We start from the raw sequence: 16,382 nt of genomic DNA on the forward strand, positions 1-16,382 counted from the left end.
CACCAGCCTTAACCCACAACTCCTATGAGTCAACTAGGGTTTCACGAACTGAGACCGCCGTCTCACCGAGGGTTGTCGTAGGCTGAGCCGACGACCGTGGGGAGGTCCCGGTGAGCCGATTCGTCGATGGCGTGATCGCGACCGCAGCCCGTGCCCGCACCGGCATGATCACCGGTGAGCCGGATGCGCCGCAGCGTCGATCATGGACAGGCCTGCACCAGGACGCCCGCCGGATCGCCGGCGGGCTGGTGGCTGCCGGTCTCCGCCCGGGCCAGGCGGTGGCCGTGCTGGCCGGGATGCCGGTGGAGATCGCGCCGGTGGCCCAGGCGATCTGGCTGGCCGGCGGCAGCATGACCATGCTGCATCAGCCCACCCCGCGCACCGACCTGGCGATCTGGCGCGACGACACGCTGCGCGTGCTGCGCATGATCGACGCCCGCCTGGTGGTCGTCGGCGCGCCGTTCGAGCCGATGGCGCCGGTGCTGGAGGCTTCCGGCATCACCCACGTCCGGGCCGAGCAGCTCGCCGGCGCGGATCTCCCGCCGGTCCGGGTAGGCGAGGACAGCGTCGCGTTGCTGCAGCTCACCAGCGGCTCGACGGCCGAGCCGAAGGCGGTCCGGATCACCCACGGCAACCTTTTCGCGAACATGGGCAACGCCGCCGTGCACCTCGAGTGCGACGAGACCGGCGTGATGGTCTCCTGGCTGCCGATGTTCCACGACATGGGCATGGTCGGCTGCCTGGCTCTCCCGATGCTCTCCGGCCTGGAACTGGTCAGCGTGACCCCGGCCGACTTCCTCGGCCGGCCGCTGCTCTGGGCCGAGCTGATGAGCCGGCACGGCGCCACCATCACCACCGCGCCGAACTTCGCCTGGGCGGTGCTGACCCGCCAGCTGGCGCGGCTCGAGCCCGGCGCGCTCGACCTGTCGGCGCTGCGGGTGGCCGGCAACGGCGCCGAGCCGATCGACCCGGCCACCATGCGCGCGTTCATCGAGATCGCGGGCCGGTTCGGCCTCCGTCCGGAGGCCGTCAACTGCTGTTACGGCGCCGCCGAGAGCACCCTGGTGATCTCGATGTCCGGCCTGCACGATCCGATGGCGATCGACACGGTCGACGCGTCGGCGCTGGAGAGCGAACGGTCCGCCGCGCCGGCCTCGTCCGGCGACGTCCGGCGGCTGCCGATGCTCGGCCGTCCGTTCCCCACCGTCTCGGTGCGCGTCGCCGACGACAAGGACAACCCGCTCGGCGAGCGCCAGGTGGGCCGGATCCAGCTTTCCGGAGATTCGGTCACCGATGGGTACGTGACCCCGGACGGTTTCGAGCCCGCCCGTGACCAGGACGGCTGGCTGGACATCGGCGACGAGGGCTACCTGGTGGACGGCCAGATCGTGGTCTGCGGCCGCCGCAAGGACGTCATCATCATGGGCGGCCGCAACATCTATCCCACCGACATCGAGCGCGCCGCGGCCGGCGTCCAGGGCGTCCGTGACGGCAACGTGGCCGCCATCCGGCTGCCGGCCGGCGACGACGGCGCCCGAGAGTCCTTCGCGGTGCTGGTGGAGTCGCGGGCGGCCGGCGACGAGGCGGCCGCGGCGCAGATCGCCAGAGAGGTCACCAGCCGGATCGTCGCCGAGATCCAGGCCCGGCCCGCCGTGGTCCGGGTGTTGCCGCCCGGTGCGCTGCCGAAGACGCCGTCCGGAAAGCTGCGCCGGGCCGCGGCGCTCGACCTAATTCTTTAGTCGCATTGATTCGGCCGATAAAAGCATTGACTCAGGCGATGCGCTTCGTCCATCCTTGGTGTCGGAACCGCACGAGACCCGGAGAGGAGTTGCACCGTCATGACGCACCTGGATTGTTGCGCGATCGTCCGGCCGTCGGTGGACAGTGTCCTGTCCGAGCTGGTGGTGCGGCGTCTCCGAGGTCGGGAAACCCGTGATGACCTGGAGCGTTGGGGCGGTTAGCGCAGCAGAGCCTGCGTCTGCGCCGCCCACCTCCGACCGAGGCCCTGGGCGGTTTTTTATTGCCCCGCGCCTTCCTTTCGCATTCCCTAATGCGTTCTTTCTCAATTCAACAGTGGATGGCATATTTGTGCGCCGTCGCATTCTCGGCGGCGGTGGAAACGTCCGTGAGGCTGAGGTAGGTAGACCGCTGGACTCTCGATCCGGAAGACCGGGTTCAACCCCCGGACGGACGACGTGGCTGTAGCACAACGGCAGTGTGCCGCCTTGCCGAGGCGGAGACCGGGGTTCGACTCCCCGCAGCTGCTCCACTTTGATCTTGCCGTCGTAGCTCACTGGTAGAGCATCCGCCTGTCGAGCGGAGGGTCGCGGGTTCGATTCCCGTCGTCGGCGCTTGGTTCCCATGGCGCAGTTGGATAGCGCGCGACGCTACGAACGTCGAGGTCGCAGGTTCGAATCCTGCTGGGAACGCGGAGGCGCGGTGGACGAATAGGTAGAGTCGCCCGGCTTTCACCCGGGACATGTGCGGGTTCGAGCCCCGTCCGCGCTGCGTACGCAAGCCCGTGTAGCTCAGCTGGAAGAGCACCGGTCCCACACACCGGGTGTCCCAGGTTCAAGCCCTGGCGCGGGCACGTCGCCTTCGTAGCTCAGCGGAGAGAGCACCAGATTCCGAATCTGGGGGTCGCCGGTTCGATCCCGGCCGAGGGCACGCACGGCCTCGTGGCGTTCCCGGCGGAGCGGCCCGTCTGCAACACGGGTGACAGTCCGGTTCGACTCCGGGCGAGGCCTCCATCACATCTCGCGTTCGGGGCCGGATCAAGGGATTCGGATGTCATGGTGGAGATATGCCGGTCGCCACCGCGTATGCCTACGGCCGCCCGGTGTCCCCGCTCCCGGTCGAGCCGAGTGCCCGGTTTCTGGCCGCCCAGCGCTGGTCGCTCGCCGCGGCGCTGGTTCGGCGGCACCCGAAGCTGGCCGTGATCGAGACGGCGCCCGAGCCGGACGCGCCGGCCGGGCTGACCGTCCTGCGCGGGACGACCCGGCTGGTGACCGTCCATGCCGACGGGCGGATGGACCTGCCCCGGACCGGGTTGACCGGGCTCGACAGCGGGCTGGCGTTCGAGCGCGACGATCCGCTCGACCTGGTCCGGCTGGTCGAGGACCGATCCGGGCTGACCGCGCCGGCCGGCACCCCGGCGGCCACCACGCGGTCGCTGACCTACCGGGTGGCCGCGGCGCTGGTGCAGACGACGGTCAACGAGAGGCGCCGGCTCGACGTGCGGGGCGTGCTGACCGCGATCGGTGAACGGTCGCAGCGGCGCGGCGGCCTCAAGGAGTTCCGGGAGGCGATGTCCCGGGTGGGCAGGTCCCGTCCGAGTGACCCGCTCGGCCTGCCGCAGCACCGGTTCTGGCTGGTCTTCCGGGACGGCCGGGTGGCGGCCGCGCTGGACACCGAAGGTTACGCGTACGTGGGTGATGGTGTTTCGTCGATGCCGGAGATCTATGCGAGCAACGGCCGCAGCGTGACAGAGGTGTTGGCCTCCTGCTTTCCCGGGCTCACCGGATGACCACCGCCGACCCGTTCTGGATCGCCCGCACCGAGGACGCCGGCGGCCTGATCCGCACCGCATCACAACTCCCCGGTGCGGTCATCGCGCGGCGGTACCGGCTCGTCACCGATCTCACCGACCGGCTCTACCGCCGATGTGGTTTGGCGCCCCGGCCGACCGGCGACCTCGACACGATGCCGCTGGCCTCGGCCGACTGTGCCCTGGGCAGCCGCGCTTTCGGACACATCGGTGATGCCGCGCACGCGGACGGCTCCGGCACCTTCGAGGCCACCTGGGCCGGCCTCGTCGAGCCGGGACCCTCCCACGAGTTCCCGGACGGGTTCGGATGGGAGCGCCATGTCGACGAAGTGTCGGCGCTGCTCGGGCTGGACCGGCTGTGGGCCGAACCCGGTCACGAAGGTTGCCGGCACACCCGGGTCGAGTCCGCGTTTCCGCTGATCTGGCGGGTCGGCGTCTATCTGCGCTTCCACGGGCTGTCCGGCTGGGACGGCGCGGAACGACGGCTGTACACCGGGCTGTTCGCCGAGGTCGCCGAGCAGCTCGGCGCTCAGGTCGACCAGTGCGGCCGGTTCGAGCGGGAAGGCCGCTGGGTCCTGATCGAGGGGAGTTCCGGCCGGCTCGGACTCAGCCCGTCGGGACGAGCCTATGTGGAGGGACAGGTGGTCGACCTGGCCGCGATGTCCCGGGCCGGCGCGTCACCGGGCGAGCTCGCCGCGACCGTCGAGGATCTGCTGGCCTGGGAGGAGCTGACCCCGAGCGCGCGGCGCTGGGCGCGTCAGATGCGGCTGGCCGAGCGGGCCGGGCTGCCGACCGCTCGGATGATCCCCGAGCTCGAGGTGCCCGACGAGATCATGATCTTCGCCAGCGACGACGAGCTGGTCGTGACCGTCGGCGCCGACGCGAGCCGGCCGGTGGTCGACTCGGCGCTGGGCTTCGGGGTCGGTCTGGCGCGAGACCGGGACGTGCATCTCATGCTGCCGGTCGGTCGGGAACACACGACACTGCACCGGGCCGTCTATCTGGAGAGTGCCGTGCGGGTGTGGCTGCACGACGGCTACCGCGTCGTACCGATCCCCACGCCGGCCGAGGCGGAGGTCGAGGCTCGCCTCGGCCGTGAGCCGTGGGCCGTGACCGGGAAGACCGCCGTGCCGGACGTGGAGGAGGGGCTGACTCACCGATGGGAGATCGAACGGTCCACGTTGGACGGACCACGCCCGCTCGTGCTGATCACCGGCGATCACACCCTGATGCGGATCCACGAGCTGGTGGACCGGGCCGGCCCGGACGACGTGCTGCGCTGCATCGACCAGTGGGCGTGGCTGCGCGCGAATCTGCGCCGGCTGGCCGCCTTCGGCATGGGTCCCGACGAACACCTGATGGCCGTCCATCTGGACGCCCGCCAACCTCAGGCCGAGCCTCTGGTCCCCGCGCTGATCGAGGCGATCGGCCACGCCGAGGTGACCCTGCTGCTGGCCGGCGACCGGCCGGAGACCTGGCCGGTCTGCGCCATCCCGACCACCGCGGACCGCCCGGAACCCCCGCGAAGTCGCCGGCGTCGCCAGGCCGACCTCCGGGACCACGCCGCCCGGCACGGCGCCACGATGAACCACTGGCCGTCCCGCAGGGCCGCGGTCTTCGCGTCGGCGCAGACCGCCTATCAGGAGACCGCCGCCCGCGGCCACATCAAGCGCGGCTTCGCGAACACCACGAGCACACAGGCATTCGCGCTCAACGTCTTCGCCCCGACCGGCGCCGCCGGGGCGGCCGGTGTGCTGCAGACGCTCGGATTGCCCGTCTCCCGTGCCGAGAAGCCGGAGTTCGGCTACCGCGATCCCCAGGACCGTCTGCGGGAGGGCCCGCGTCCGACGGTCGTGGACGTGCTGCTGACCGGAACCACCGCGGAGGGCCTGCGGGTGGCCGCCTTGATCGCGGTCCGGCTCACCGAGGACGGCTTCGACCCCTGCGCCGGCTTCACCGACCGCGACAATCAGTGGCGGCACACCTGCCGGGTGAGTGCCCCCTTCGGCGGCGACCCGGCCACCTGCGGCCTGCTGCGCCGTCCGGGCCCGCGCTACGTCGAGCTGCTGGACCTTTCGTCCCGGCACCGAGGCGGCTGCCCGTTCCGCGCCGGCACCGAGCAGATGAGATTGGTCGCGCTGGCCGCGGCACTCCAGGCCGACGGAGAGTACGACCGGATCGCCGTCACGTTGTGCACACCGGCACTCCAGGAGCCGATCCAGCGGCGCTGGGACAACGACTTCCCGGTCGGCGACGGAGTCAGCGTGGCGCACATCCCGGTGGAGGTGGTGGTCGCGGCGGTCGGCCACCCGGACGCGGCCCTCCTGCACGAGCGCTACGGCATCGGCACCGCAACCCAGGTCACCGCCCCGGCCTGAGGCGTTCAGCGGCGCGGCTTGCCCGCCTTGAGGATCGCGTCCAGTGCCTCCACGGGTGGGGGCGGCGCGGGCAGCGGTGGGCGGTCGGTGGCGCGCAGGCCGTCCAGGAGCAGGGCCAGATAGCGGCGCCACAGGTCGGGTGCGGTGGCGCGGGACATCTCGAAGGCCGGGCCCAGCAGGGCGAAGATCGCGGCGATGTCCTGTGGGGTCGCGTCGGCGCGGACCGCGCCCGCTTGGTGGGCTCGGGTGAACAGCTCCGTGACGGCGGCGATGATGTCGGGCCAGATCCGGGCCTGCTCGGCGTCGTCCCCGCGGCCGGTCAACGTTTCGTACAGGCCCCGGTCTGCGGCCTGGCGGGCCGCGCTGCGCTCGCAGAATTCGACCAGCGCGGCCCAGGGGTCGTTGACTGTCAAAGCCGATCGCGCGTCGGCGGCGATCTGCTCGGTGGCCTCGGTCAGGACCTCGGCGGCGATGGCCAGCTTGTTGGGGAAATGGCGGTAGGCGGTGCCCACCCCCAAGCCGGCGTGTCTGGCGATGTCGTCGAGGGTGGCGGCCATTCCACGCTCGCGGAAAACTTCGCGGGCCGCGGCGATCAGGCGCTCACGGTTGCGTTCCGAATCCTTGCGACTTCTGCGCTCAGTCACCTTGCCGGGCCCCGTGCTCGATCAGGCTTTGTGCGCACCCGACGACGGTATCGGTGGCCGGGCGTGGGATCCAACCGAGCACGCGTTCGGCCTTGGCGATGCTGTGCCGGTTGCGGCGGCCCAGGGAGACGGTGATCGTTCGCAGCGACGGGTCGAATCGGGCGCTCAGGCGTACCAGGAAATTGGGGAGCTCGCGCGTGGGCACCTTGCTTGCGGCCGGGCCGAGTTGTGCTTTGAGGTCTTGCGCGATCTCGCGCATCCAGACGAATTCGCCGGTGCCCAGAAAGCGTTCGCCGGCAGCCGCCGGTGCGGTCATGGCGCGGAGGCAGATCGGCCAGGTCGCGCACATCGACCACCTCCAGGCCGATTTTCGGGGTGCCCGGCATCTGGCCGTTGAGCATGCGGGCGATGATGCGGACCGAGCCGAGGTTGTCCGCGCTGAGGATCGGGCCGAAGACGGCGCCGGGGAGAATCGTGGTGAGGGTTGTCGGGCCGTTGTATTCGCTCATGAAATCCCAGGCGGCCTTTTCGGCGAGGGTCTTGGAGCGGCGATAGGCCGGGAGTTTCGGGTCGTCGACCGTCCAGAGCGTTTCGTCGGTCACGCCGTCCTCGGTGTATGAAGCCGGGCTGGCGGCGTTGGCGGCGGAGGTCATCACCACGCGTTTGACGCCGGCTTCGGTGGCGGCGCGGAGGACCCGGAGGGTGCCTTCGCGGGCGGGGGTGATCAGGTCGCCGGCGTTGCCGTCGCCCAGCGGGGAGGCGACGTGGAGGACGTAGTCGATGCCGGCCATCGCCTCGTCCCAGCCGGTGTCCCGCATCAGGTCGGCGGTGGCGAAGGTCAGGCGGTCACCTCCGGCCACGGTCTTGCGGACGACCGGCTCCCGGGAGGCGTCGCGGACGGTGGTCCGGACGTTGTAGCCGCGTTCCAGCAGCGTGACGATGCACCAGCCGGCCACATAGCCGGTGCCGCCGGTGACCAGCACGGTCTCCGTCATCATCTTCTCCCTTGAATACGGAGGTGCTACCTCCGTTTCCAACCGTAACAGGAAACGGAGGTGTTGTCTCCTGTTGGAGACCTAGCCGTCAAGGGTCAGACCGAGGGCGCTCAGCACCGCGTTTATCGGGTTTGCCAGGGCGAAGGCTGACGTGCCCGCGAAGAGCAGGCCCACCGCCGCCCGCCCGGTCGTCACCACCAGGCTGCCGGAGTCGCCCAGGTCGGCCGGGGTGTCGATCACCAGCTGGCCGGTGAAACGCCTCGGCGCGCCCCACACCTCGACCGTGATGTCGGCGTTCACGTCGATGATGTGGCCGCTGGTGGTGCCGGTCGTGCTGCCCGACTTTCGCACCCGCCGACCCAGCGTTGCCGCCGCGACGCCGCTCACCGCTCCGATGCCGAGGATCTTTGGACTGTGATCGACGTCGAGATGCGCCACCGCCGCGTCGACGCGCTGAGACAGGGTCGCCCGCGCCAAGCGGCCGACCGTGTCTCGATCCGGGTCGCCGCCGTCGGCCATGCCCGGCTGCAGGACTCGGTTGCGCAGGCGCGACCCGGCGGCCATCACCAGCACGTGGTGATTCGAGAGGAGCAAAGGCCGACCGGTACGCGCGTCCGCGCAGATCATCGCGATCGTGCCACCCGACGCCCCAGGGTGCCCGACGCCGCAACCGCCCTGCACGGGACGCTGCCTGGACAGGGCTCGGGCCGGCCCGCACTCGATCACGTCCGTCGGGACCCTGCCCACGAAGCGGGGCACGGCCGACGGCGCCGGCAGCCCGGGCACCTTCCGGGAAACGTAGACCTTGACCGCGATGTCGCCGGTCGGTCGGCCGCCCGTGAGTTGAGGGCCGGTGGCCGTACCGATGACGTTGGGATGCGCGCGCAGCGCGGGGGAGTGCCTGGTCTGCACCCGCGCGACCGCCGCGACCTCAGCCGAACGCGGCATGCCATGCCGAATGCAGCCAGCCGCCCCGGTTGAACGCCTGTGCCTCGTCCGACGGCGCCGGGGACAGCAGCGCCAGCACGTGCTCGGCCTGCTCGGGCAGGCCGCCGGCAATGCGGGCCGCCCGGCGGGTGGCCACCTTGCGCGCGTCGCCGACCGACATCCCTTCCGCGACCAGAGCCTTGACCGTGCGCTGCCGGTCGATGCGTTCAGCGAAGCGCAGCGCCCTCTCCATACGTCGAAGCAGCTCGTCTTCGTCGGCCCGATCGCCGGTCGGCGAGAAACCCGCAAGGGTCCACTGTGGCCCGATCAACGGCTGAAGCCGCCGTCCATCCACGTCGTAGAAATCCAGCGGCGGCACCGCGAACCCCTCCGCGAGGTCCGTCGCGACGTGCGCGCGCAGATCCGCCGCGTCACGCGACACGTGCAGGAAGCGGTCGTTCGACGAGAGCGCCACCACCGGCCAGCTGACCTTCGGCATCATTTTCCCCTTTCTCAAAGGCAAGCGGCAGCCGCGCCGCGACCTTGGTGCCGCCGGCAGCCGCCGACGTCACCGTGCAGGTGCCGCTCAGTTCTTCGGCCCGCTCCCGCATCGACGCCAATCCGACGCCCTCCAGCCGCGGGACCGCCGGCAACCCCCGTCCGTCGTCCGTGATCGTCAATTCCAGGGCCGTCGCGGAACGCCGCGCCACCACCCGGCAGGCCGCACTCCCGGAATGCTTGGCGGCATTGGTCACCGCCTCCCCGGCGATCCGCAACGCCGCCACCTCCACCGCGGCCGGCAGCTCGCCGAGTTCCTCCGGACACTCCACTGTGGCGGGCAACCGTCGCAACGCCGCCGCCAGTCCTTGATCCAGCGCCGGCGGCCGCAGCCCGTCCACCAGCGCCCGCACTTCGGCGCTGCACGCCTCGAGGTCACGGCCAACGTCCGAAAGCAGCGAAGGATCGCGCCGCGCCGCCCGGACCAGCATCGCCAGGCCGGCCAGCCCCGGACCTAAACCGTCGTGCAGGTCCGAGCGCAGCCGCCGGCGCTCCTCCTCCCGGGCCAGCACGATCCGCTCCCGCGAGAGCCGCAGATCAAGCGTCAACCGGTACGCCTCGACCGCCACCGCCGCCTGCCGAGCCAGTGCCCGCAGCAACCGCAGCTCCGCCCGGGTGAAGCCGTCACCGTGCCGGCGCGGCGACACCAGCAGCGCGCCCACTTCCTGCCGATGCGTCACGAGCGCGAACGACAGCGGCGGCACCACGCACCGCCCGTCCTCGAAAACCGTTGTGGCGCCGAGGATCCGCACCGCCGCATACGGCACCCGCAGCTCCTCGGTGATCGTGGTGACCAGCCGCGGCAGCATCTCGCCGGGCGACACCACGTCCTCCAGGTGGCGTCCGAGCCGCGCCAGCACGTCGTAGGGGTCGTCCCGGCGCCCGTAGAGCAGCCGGGACACCGCCCGCTGCAACACCCTGCGGGCCGGCTCGAAGGCGGTCGCGACCAGGGCGGCGAGCACGGCCAGGCCGACACCGTGGCCCAGCACCAGACGGACGACGAGCACATACGCCGCGGTCACCGTGACCGTCAGCACCAGCCACACCACGGCCCGATTCACGAACACGTCGAGGTCGTAGAGGCCGAGCCGGAGGATCGCCACGGTCAGGGCGAGGGGCAGCGCGACGCCTTCGGCAACCCAGGCGACCGGTACGCCGGCGGTGTCCAGCAGTTCGCCGAGCAGCACCAGGACACCCGCGGCGCCGGCACAGAGCAGCTGACGGCGTACCGGAAGACTCGCCTGGCGAAACCGCGCGCCCAGCGCGACCAGCACGCCGAGCAGGCCCGCCGCCGTGGCCGCGATGCCCAGCCAGGCGACGCGCATCAGCACCCGATCGCCGCCGGTGGCCGTGACACCGTCGAGCAGCGGCCGCCCGTCGACCAGAGCCAGCGCCGCCGTCGGCAGCAACGCCCCGGCGGCGAGCGACCCCGCGAACCACCGCCAGCGCGGCGACGGCAACCGCCCGTCCGGAAAAATGAGCAGCAGCAACGGAATCAGGCCAATCGGCGGCCACCAGGCCCACTGCGCGACCCACCCGGCGAGCGGCCAGCCCGGCCAGCTCAACGACAGCGTCGCGATCGCCGCGCACGCGCCGACCACGGCCATCAGACGGCCGACCCGATGCCGGGGGCGATGGGCGAGCAGCAGCGCGCCGAGCGACGAATACGCCACCGCCATCGAGGCCGGCAACGCGAGCTGGGACAGGGTCGGGACCAGCCCGTTGCCGGCCGCCTGATGGATCACCCCGGTCAGCACCAGGATCGTGGCGCCGGCCGGCAGCGCATAGCCGAACCTCATCGGGTCAGGCCGACGTCGCGGGCCAGCAGGGCTACCGCCAGCCGATCGGGCAAGGAAAGCTTGGCCAGCAACGCCGACACCGCGTTGCGCACGGTCTTGTCGCTCACGCCCAGCGCCCGCGCGATCTGACCGTTCGTGCGGCCCGCCGCGATGTGCTCGGCCAGCACGCACTCGCGCGGGGTGAGGCGATCGAACGGCGCCGGCGGCCCGTCGGCCGCGGCCAGAACGGTGGTGGGCACGCGCGGCCCGAGCACCAGGCCACCCCCGCAGACGGTACGCAGAGCGTCCACCACCGCCTGCGGATCGGTGTCCTTGAGCAGATAGCCCTTCGCTCCCGCCCGCAGCCCGCGCCGCACCAGATCCTCCTCACCGCTCATCGTGAGCAGCAGCACCGCGGTGTCCGGACGCTGCTCGAGAATCCGCGCGGTGGCGTCGATCCCGTCGCCGTCCGGCAGCCGGACGTCCATCGCGATCACCCCGACCGGTTCGTGCACGGCGGCATCGACCGCATCCGCGACCGTGGCCGCCTCGTCGACCCGCGCGACCCACGGCTCGCCGTCCAGCAGCGAACGCAGACCGCGCCGGAAAACCGGGTGGTCGTCCACGACGAGAGCCCGCACCGCCTGCACGGATCAGACGGTAACCCCGGCGGGTTGCGGTGGGTCCCGAATCGCCGCCGCATCGTCCCGACGGCCGAGGGACGACCGACCCGTGCGGCCGGGACAGAGCCCGGACGAGTGTCGAAGTCATCGGAAGCAAGCACTCATGCACCGGGGGGAAACAATGAGCACCACCACCTACCACAGCAACACCACGTCGGCCGCCGACGCCGCCGCCGTGGAAGAGGCCGTCCGCGCGATCGTCGACCGGCTCGGCGAGGTGCTGGCCCAGGAGGGCGGCAGCCGCGATCTGGGCGCCGACGCCACCGGCACGCCGGCTGGTCAGCCCGAGACGCCGCGCTGGATGGTTCCGCTGATCGGTCAGCTCGCGCAGGTCGTGGCCCAGGCGGCGCCGAGCCTCCTGGAGAGCCTCTGGCAGAACAACCGCGACATCTTCGGCGAGCGCAGCCGGGACGCGGCGACCACCGAGCGGTTCTTCGGCTCGCTGTTCTCCGCGATCATGCCGGTGATCGCGCAGGCCGCGCCGGTGATCGGGCAGATCTTCGCGGGCAACCGTGGCGTGCCCCAGAACGACGAGGAGCTGCAGACCCGCTGGCTCTTCCCGCTGCTGGCCGCGGTCGTGCCCCAGCTCGTCCAGGCTGTCCCGCCGCTGGTGCAGGCGCTCTCCGGCGGCCGGCGGTCGGCTTCGGTCACCGACCCGAACGAAGCGACCCGGTTCCTCGGCCCGCTGCTGGCGGCGCTCGTCCCGGAGATCATCGAGGCCGTCCCGACCATCATCTCGCTGTTCGAAGAGTGATCTCCGATGGCGGCGCCCCGCTCGGGGCGCCGCCCCGAACCGGAAAGGGGTAAGAGAAATGGTTCGAACACTGCTCCGGGGTCACCGCGGCGACGACGTGCGGCGGCTCCAGGAACTGCTCAAGCGCGCCGGTCACGACCCGGGCCCGATCGACGGGGTCTTCGGTCAGCTCACCGACAAGGCCGTCCGCGACTTCCAACGGGCCCGCGGCCTGGTGGTGGACGGCGCGGCCGGTCCGATGACGATGGCCGCGCTGGCTCCGTCCGGCCGCACCGGGCGGTCGCTGCATGTCGGCCTGAACGTGGTGGACCCCGCGGCCTACCCGATTCGGGTGCCGGAACTGCGCGGGTGCGAGAACGACGCCCGCGACATGCAGGAGCTGGCGGTGGCACAGGGCTTCACACCGGCGCTGCTGATCAACGGTCAGGCCACCGCGCAGGCCATGCTCGACGGGATCGCCGCCGCCGCGAACACCCTGCAGGACGGCGATTTCTTCTTCCTCACCTATTCGGGGCACGGTTCCCAGATGCCCGACCCGACAGGCGAGGAGCCGGACGGTACGGACGAGACGCTGGTCTGCTTCGACCGGCAGGTGCTCGACGACGAGTTGAGCGCGGCGTGGTCCCGTTCCGCCCCGGCGTACGGGTCTTGTTCCTGTCGGACAGCTGCCACAGCGGCACCGTGGCTCGCTCTCTCTACCAGTCGGTTCCCCAGGACAGCGTGCTGGCCGGCGTGCTGGGCCCGGTCGCGGATCGGCTGTACGGCACGCGGGCGTTCGGCGCGGAGGCGGTCGCCCGGCAGACGCGACTCATGGAGCTCGCGTTGCCCGCGCTGCGCGACTGCGGGGTGGTCGACACGCCGGCGACCCGCGACCTGCCGCCCGCGGTCCTCGAGGCCGATGCCTGGGCGCGCCGCGATGTCTACCGTGACGCCAAGCTTTCCGCGGCCCGCTCCCGGGGGCCTGGCGTGGCCGGGGTGCTGCTCATCTCCGGCTGCCAGGACAACCAGCTGTCCCTGGACGGCGCCCGCAACGGTCTGTTCACCCAGCGCTTCCGGGAGGTCTGGGCGACGGGTGCGGCCGGCACGTACCCGGATCTGCATCGCCGGATCGTCGCGCTGATGCCACCGCAGCAGACGCCGAACCTGTTCTGGGCGCAGGGCCGCACGGACGCCTTCGAGAACGAACGCCCGCTGGCGGTCTAGCCCGACGCGCTTTCCCGACGGCATCGGCGCGCCGGCCGAGCAGATCCACGCGCTAGGTCTGCGGTTCGGGCTTTACACCGTGCCCGGATCGCTGACCTGCGCCCAGCAGTTCGACGACTACGGCGGCGAGCCGCTCGGCAGCCTCCGGTCCGAGGAGCTCGACGCGCAGACCTTCGCCGAGTGGGGCGTCGACTAGCTCAAATACGACTGGTGCCGCGCCGACACCAACGACGGTCTCACGGCCGTCGAGGCGTGCCGGCTCCGACGTCGCGTCGATCCGCACGGCGCAAACCTGCTCATCCTGCGGCGATAAGGCTCCCGACCGGTGGGGCCGCAACTTGATCGCCAAGCGTCTCCGCGCGCTGGCCGCCACCGAAGGCCGCCCGGTGCCGGCCCTGGACGATCGCGACTACCTGCTCGGCGTGAGCGACGAGACCCGGCAGGGCGCTCTGCGCTTCAAGACCGATGCCGATGGCGATTTTCAGCACCCAGCGACGGACGTTCCGGGACTGATCGCTCTTCCGGCACTGATGCACGCTGCAGACGCCGTTTCTCGCGATGAGCCGGACAACATGGAGGCGATCAAGACGCTTCTGGACGCCGGGACGGATGCCGTCGCCGGCTGGGAGTTCGCTGCTTGGCGCAACGGAATCGCCGACGCGGAGCTGACTCGCTTCGAGCGGACGCTGAGCCGCACGATCGACGCTGTGAGCGTCTAGAACATCACCACGGAGCTTGTCGGTCAGGGAGCCCATGCCCGAGGCTGTGCCGTTATTTGGTCGCCGCATGCTGAAGCGGGCGGCCCAGATCGGCGTCGGCGCCGCGCTGCTTCCCGCGCTGGTGCTGATGATCTGGCCGCCGGTGCCGGCCTCGGATTCTGGGTGCTGGCGCTGGCGCTGGCGCTGATCGCGATCGCCGCGGCAGTGGCGGCGCGCTCGACGGCACCCGAGCTGCCGGACGCACTTCAGTCGGGGCTTCCGGCGGCGGTTGTTGCGGCGCTCGTCATCGGTCCGGTGATGACCGTGATGCTGCGGTTCGGCCCGGTTGGCTGGGTGCCGCCGATGGGCTCGCACGCGCTGACCCCGGCCGCCCGCCTGGCCGAGCGACGGCATCTGGCCGCCGAGCCCTACTTCTTCGTGTTCCTGATCGGCGTCGCGCTGGCGCTGGTGCTGCTGGTCGTGGTGGTGCGATCGCGCATCCGGCGGCCGGTGGTCGGCGGCCCGGGACCGATCGACCTCGGCGACGTCAGCCGAGGCCGGCCACCAGGTTGATGGCCATCGCGATGATGACGGTCGCGAACCCGTACGAAAGAAGGGCGTGACCCAGAATCGCCTTGCGCACGCGGGTGTCGGTGGTGTTGCTGTCGGAGACAGCGAAAGACATGCCCACCGTGAAGGCGAGGTAGGCGAAGTCGCTGTATGACGGTGGTGTCGACTGGTTGAAATCGATGCCGCCGTCCTCGTCGACGTAGTAGAGCCGGGCGTATTTGAACGCGAAGACCGTGTGCACCAGCGCCCAGGACAGGACGATCGCGACCACCCCGAGGATCACCGCGGCGACCGCGCGGAAGTCGGTGCGACCGGAGGCCAGGATCAGCACGTAGACGACTGCAGCGAGGCCGGCGACCGCGGCGGCGAGCACGAACGAGTCGATGGAGTAGGCGCTGATCTCCTCCTCGGCGAGCGCCTTGGTGCCGGCCGGGTCCTGCGGCCAGCTGATCCGCCAGACCCAGGCCAGCAGCACGCTCGACGCGACCGTCCAGCCCACGATCGCGCCCAGGCCGGGCGCCCCCAGCGAGACCACGATGCCGCCGGTGACCAGGCCCGCGACCAGCGAGATGAGGGTTCGCCGGGCCGAGAAGAGCCGGGGACTGTTCGCCATCCCGGCAGTCTGCCAGGACGTCACTCCTGGAGATCGCGTACGCCCTGCTCCCAGCGCTGTCGCCGTTCGTCGAGCGTCTGGTCCCACCAGCACGGTCCGCGCCGTCATCGGTGGCTTCCATCCGATCATTGTTTAACTTTCTGACGTGCACACTGTCGAACTGTTGCTCGATCCGGGGCTCGAGGCCGGCGTACGGGATCTTTGGGGTTTGTTGCGGGATGCCGGGCTGAAGAGCCTGGCCGATCACCCGCATCCGTCCAACCGGCCGCATCTGACGGTGCTTACCGCGGACTCGCTCGACGGGTTGCCTGGGTTGGGGCTGCCTATCGCGGTGGAGCTCGGCCCGGCGACTCTTCTCGGCCGTGCACTGGTCCGGGAGGCGGCATCGTCCGAGGCGCTCGACGACCTGCACGCTGCGGTGTGGTCGGCGCTGCGGGATGGGGATCCGCCGAAGTGGCGGCCGCATGTCAGCCTTGCGCTGAACGTGCCGGTGGCTCAGCAGGCGGCTGCGCTCGGTCTGCTGGCGGAACTGCCGCCGGCGCGGGGGCAGTTGGTGGCGGCCCGCAGCTACGACACGGAAACGCGCAAGATCACCTGCTAGAGATGTGCGGTGCCCCCGGCAGGAATCGAACCTGCGACACACGGTTTAGGAAACCGTTGCTCTATCCCCTGAGCTACGAGGGCGTTCCGCCAACATCGTACCGACCAGCGGAAACGCATAGGTGCTCAGGACTGCCAGAGAGTCGCGTCGGAGTGCGGCCCGGCGTGTTGCCGCAGGTGGAGCGCGTGGTGCACATGAGCGCCGTTCGCGACTGGCGCGGGCCATTCACCACCGGGCCGTGCTCGCCGCTCGCGGCTCTTGCTCTAGCAGCGCAGTCGGGACCTTCAGCTCCGTGCGCGCAACCAGGTCAGCGCCGCCTCCGCTGAACTGTGGTGCTTTGCTGGGATCTCGGAGAGTCGCGTGGTTATGACGTTGGCGTCGACAAGGCCGGCATCGAGCAGAGCGGCCACGAAGTTCCGGTCCTTCTCCCTGA

At 71.0% G+C, this 16,382-nt stretch carries 16 protein-coding genes, 9 tRNA genes and 1 pseudogene; 18 read left to right on the forward strand and 8 right to left on the reverse strand.

What is annotated here, in order from left to right:
* Positions 1-110: 110 nt before the first annotated feature.
* The 11 genes from ACZ6TI_RS08900 (at position 111) to ACZ6TI_RS08950 (ending at position 5,925) form a co-directional block, all read left to right on the forward strand.
* Positions 111-1,739 (forward strand): fatty acyl-AMP ligase, encoded by a 1,629-nt coding sequence (locus ACZ6TI_RS08900; protein ID WP_465344437.1) that lies wholly within the window; start codon positions 111-113, stop codon positions 1,737-1,739.
* Positions 1,740-2,120: 381 nt separating this feature from the next.
* Positions 2,121-2,194 (forward strand) — tRNA-Glu (locus tag ACZ6TI_RS08905).
* 1 nt (position 2,195) lies between these two features.
* A tRNA-Gly gene (locus ACZ6TI_RS08910) sits at positions 2,196-2,269 on the forward strand.
* A 10-nt stretch (positions 2,270-2,279) separates the two neighbouring features.
* Positions 2,280-2,351, forward strand: a tRNA-Asp gene (locus ACZ6TI_RS08915).
* A gap of 4 nt (positions 2,352-2,355) precedes the next feature.
* Positions 2,356-2,429 (forward strand) — tRNA-Arg (locus tag ACZ6TI_RS08920).
* 4 nt (positions 2,430-2,433) lie between these two features.
* A tRNA-Glu gene (locus tag ACZ6TI_RS08925) sits at positions 2,434-2,508 on the forward strand.
* 9 nt (positions 2,509-2,517) lie between these two features.
* Positions 2,518-2,590, forward strand: a tRNA-Val gene (locus ACZ6TI_RS08930).
* A gap of 4 nt (positions 2,591-2,594) precedes the next feature.
* A tRNA-Arg gene (locus ACZ6TI_RS08935) sits at positions 2,595-2,667 on the forward strand.
* A gap of 5 nt (positions 2,668-2,672) precedes the next feature.
* A tRNA-Cys gene (locus ACZ6TI_RS08940) sits at positions 2,673-2,750 on the forward strand.
* A 53-nt stretch (positions 2,751-2,803) separates the two neighbouring features.
* Entirely contained in the window at positions 2,804-3,526 is a 723-nt protein-coding gene (locus ACZ6TI_RS08945) for a TY-Chap2 family putative peptide chaperone (RefSeq protein ID WP_465344438.1), read from the forward strand.
* Complete coding sequence (locus ACZ6TI_RS08950) at positions 3,523-5,925, forward strand: hypothetical protein (RefSeq protein WP_465344439.1); 2,403 nt, start codon at positions 3,523-3,525, stop codon at positions 5,923-5,925. Before ACZ6TI_RS08945 ends, ACZ6TI_RS08950 begins: the two co-directional genes overlap by 4 nt.
* A gap of 5 nt (positions 5,926-5,930) precedes the next feature.
* Here the strand turns inward: ACZ6TI_RS08950 and ACZ6TI_RS08955 are convergent, their stop codons facing one another.
* The 6 genes from ACZ6TI_RS08955 to ACZ6TI_RS08980 all read right to left on the reverse strand — a co-directional run bounded on the left by ACZ6TI_RS08955 (position 5,931) and on the right by ACZ6TI_RS08980 (position 11,477).
* Complete coding sequence (locus ACZ6TI_RS08955; RefSeq protein ID WP_465344440.1) at positions 5,931-6,569, reverse strand: TetR/AcrR family transcriptional regulator; 639 nt, start codon at positions 6,567-6,569, stop codon at positions 5,931-5,933.
* Positions 6,566-7,564: an NAD-dependent epimerase/dehydratase family protein gene (locus ACZ6TI_RS08960; protein WP_465344441.1), complete on the reverse strand. Its 999-nt coding sequence runs from the start codon at positions 7,562-7,564 to the stop codon at positions 6,566-6,568. Before ACZ6TI_RS08960 ends, ACZ6TI_RS08955 begins: the two co-directional genes overlap by 4 nt.
* Before the next feature lie 81 nt (positions 7,565-7,645).
* The gene (locus ACZ6TI_RS08965; RefSeq protein WP_465344442.1) at positions 7,646-8,512 is read right to left on the reverse strand and encodes a hypothetical protein; all 867 of its coding nucleotides are present in this window, start codon (positions 8,510-8,512) and stop codon (positions 7,646-7,648) included.
* The gene (locus ACZ6TI_RS08970; protein WP_465344443.1) at positions 8,496-8,990 is read right to left on the reverse strand and encodes a hypothetical protein; all 495 of its coding nucleotides are present in this window, start codon (positions 8,988-8,990) and stop codon (positions 8,496-8,498) included. The genes ACZ6TI_RS08965 and ACZ6TI_RS08970 overlap by 17 nt, the downstream gene beginning before the upstream one ends.
* Positions 8,923-10,848, reverse strand: a complete 1,926-nt coding sequence (locus ACZ6TI_RS08975) for a sensor histidine kinase (RefSeq protein WP_465344444.1) — start codon at positions 10,846-10,848, stop codon at positions 8,923-8,925. The genes ACZ6TI_RS08970 and ACZ6TI_RS08975 overlap by 68 nt, the downstream gene beginning before the upstream one ends.
* Positions 10,845-11,477, reverse strand: coding sequence for a response regulator (locus ACZ6TI_RS08980; protein WP_465344445.1), 633 nt, complete (start codon positions 11,475-11,477; stop codon positions 10,845-10,847). The genes ACZ6TI_RS08975 and ACZ6TI_RS08980 overlap by 4 nt, the downstream gene beginning before the upstream one ends.
* A gap of 154 nt (positions 11,478-11,631) precedes the next feature.
* Between ACZ6TI_RS08980 and ACZ6TI_RS08985 the strand changes: the two genes are divergently transcribed.
* The 6 genes and pseudogenes from ACZ6TI_RS08985 to ACZ6TI_RS09010 all read left to right on the forward strand — a co-directional run bounded on the left by ACZ6TI_RS08985 (position 11,632) and on the right by ACZ6TI_RS09010 (position 14,738).
* Positions 11,632-12,264 (forward strand): hypothetical protein, encoded by a 633-nt coding sequence (locus ACZ6TI_RS08985; protein ID WP_465344446.1) that lies wholly within the window; start codon positions 11,632-11,634, stop codon positions 12,262-12,264.
* 58 nt (positions 12,265-12,322) lie between these two features.
* Positions 12,323-12,793, forward strand: a pseudogene (locus tag ACZ6TI_RS08990) (peptidoglycan-binding domain-containing protein); the annotation flags it as partial.
* 89 nt (positions 12,794-12,882) lie between these two features.
* Positions 12,883-13,467: a caspase family protein gene (locus ACZ6TI_RS08995; protein ID WP_465344447.1), complete on the forward strand. Its 585-nt coding sequence runs from the start codon at positions 12,883-12,885 to the stop codon at positions 13,465-13,467.
* Between the two features lie 22 nt (positions 13,468-13,489).
* On the forward strand, positions 13,490-13,663 hold the full coding sequence (locus ACZ6TI_RS09000; RefSeq protein ID WP_465344978.1) for a hypothetical protein: 174 nt from the start codon (positions 13,490-13,492) through the stop codon (positions 13,661-13,663).
* A gap of 142 nt (positions 13,664-13,805) precedes the next feature.
* Entirely contained in the window at positions 13,806-14,186 is a 381-nt protein-coding gene (locus tag ACZ6TI_RS09005) for a hypothetical protein (protein WP_465344448.1), read from the forward strand.
* 162 nt (positions 14,187-14,348) lie between these two features.
* Entirely contained in the window at positions 14,349-14,738 is a 390-nt protein-coding gene (locus ACZ6TI_RS09010; RefSeq protein WP_465344449.1) for a hypothetical protein, read from the forward strand.
* Here ACZ6TI_RS09010 and ACZ6TI_RS09015 read toward each other — a convergent pair.
* Positions 14,713-15,348 (reverse strand): DUF1345 domain-containing protein, encoded by a 636-nt coding sequence (locus ACZ6TI_RS09015; protein ID WP_465344450.1) that lies wholly within the window; start codon positions 15,346-15,348, stop codon positions 14,713-14,715. The two genes, ACZ6TI_RS09010 and ACZ6TI_RS09015, sit on opposite strands and share 26 nt — an antisense overlap.
* A gap of 145 nt (positions 15,349-15,493) precedes the next feature.
* On the opposite strand from ACZ6TI_RS09015, the gene ACZ6TI_RS09020 reads away from it, so the two are divergent.
* A complete protein-coding gene (locus ACZ6TI_RS09020; RefSeq protein ID WP_465344451.1) occupies positions 15,494-15,949 on the forward strand; it encodes a 2'-5' RNA ligase family protein in 456 nt (151 codons plus the stop codon).
* A gap of 10 nt (positions 15,950-15,959) precedes the next feature.
* On the opposite strand, the gene ACZ6TI_RS09025 is transcribed toward ACZ6TI_RS09020, so the two are convergent.
* A tRNA-Arg gene (locus ACZ6TI_RS09025) sits at positions 15,960-16,032 on the reverse strand.
* Positions 16,033-16,382: the final 350 nt, after the last annotated feature.

The organism is Actinoplanes sp. NPDC051388 (assembly GCF_055586225.1).

Excerpts from the sequence above, each read along its gene's own strand:
- ACZ6TI_RS08975 (WP_465344444.1), bottom strand. The coding sequence starts at position 10,848 with ATGAGGTTCGGCTATGCGCTGCCGGCCGGCGCCACGATCCTGGTGCTG.
- ACZ6TI_RS08965 (WP_465344442.1), bottom strand. The coding sequence starts at position 8,512 with ATGCCGCGTTCGGCTGAGGTCGCGGCGGTCGCGCGGGTGCAGACCAGG.
- ACZ6TI_RS08960 (WP_465344441.1), bottom strand. The coding sequence starts at position 7,564 with ATGACGGAGACCGTGCTGGTCACCGGCGGCACCGGCTATGTGGCCGGC.
- ACZ6TI_RS08970 (WP_465344443.1), bottom strand. The coding sequence starts at position 8,990 with ATGCCGAAGGTCAGCTGGCCGGTGGTGGCGCTCTCGTCGAACGACCGC.
- ACZ6TI_RS09015 (WP_465344450.1), bottom strand. The coding sequence starts at position 15,348 with ATGGCGAACAGTCCCCGGCTCTTCTCGGCCCGGCGAACCCTCATCTCG.
- ACZ6TI_RS08945 (WP_465344438.1), top strand. The coding sequence starts at position 2,804 with ATGCCGGTCGCCACCGCGTATGCCTACGGCCGCCCGGTGTCCCCGCTC.
- ACZ6TI_RS08950 (WP_465344439.1), top strand. The coding sequence starts at position 3,523 with ATGACCACCGCCGACCCGTTCTGGATCGCCCGCACCGAGGACGCCGGC.
- ACZ6TI_RS08985 (WP_465344446.1), top strand. The coding sequence starts at position 11,632 with ATGAGCACCACCACCTACCACAGCAACACCACGTCGGCCGCCGACGCC.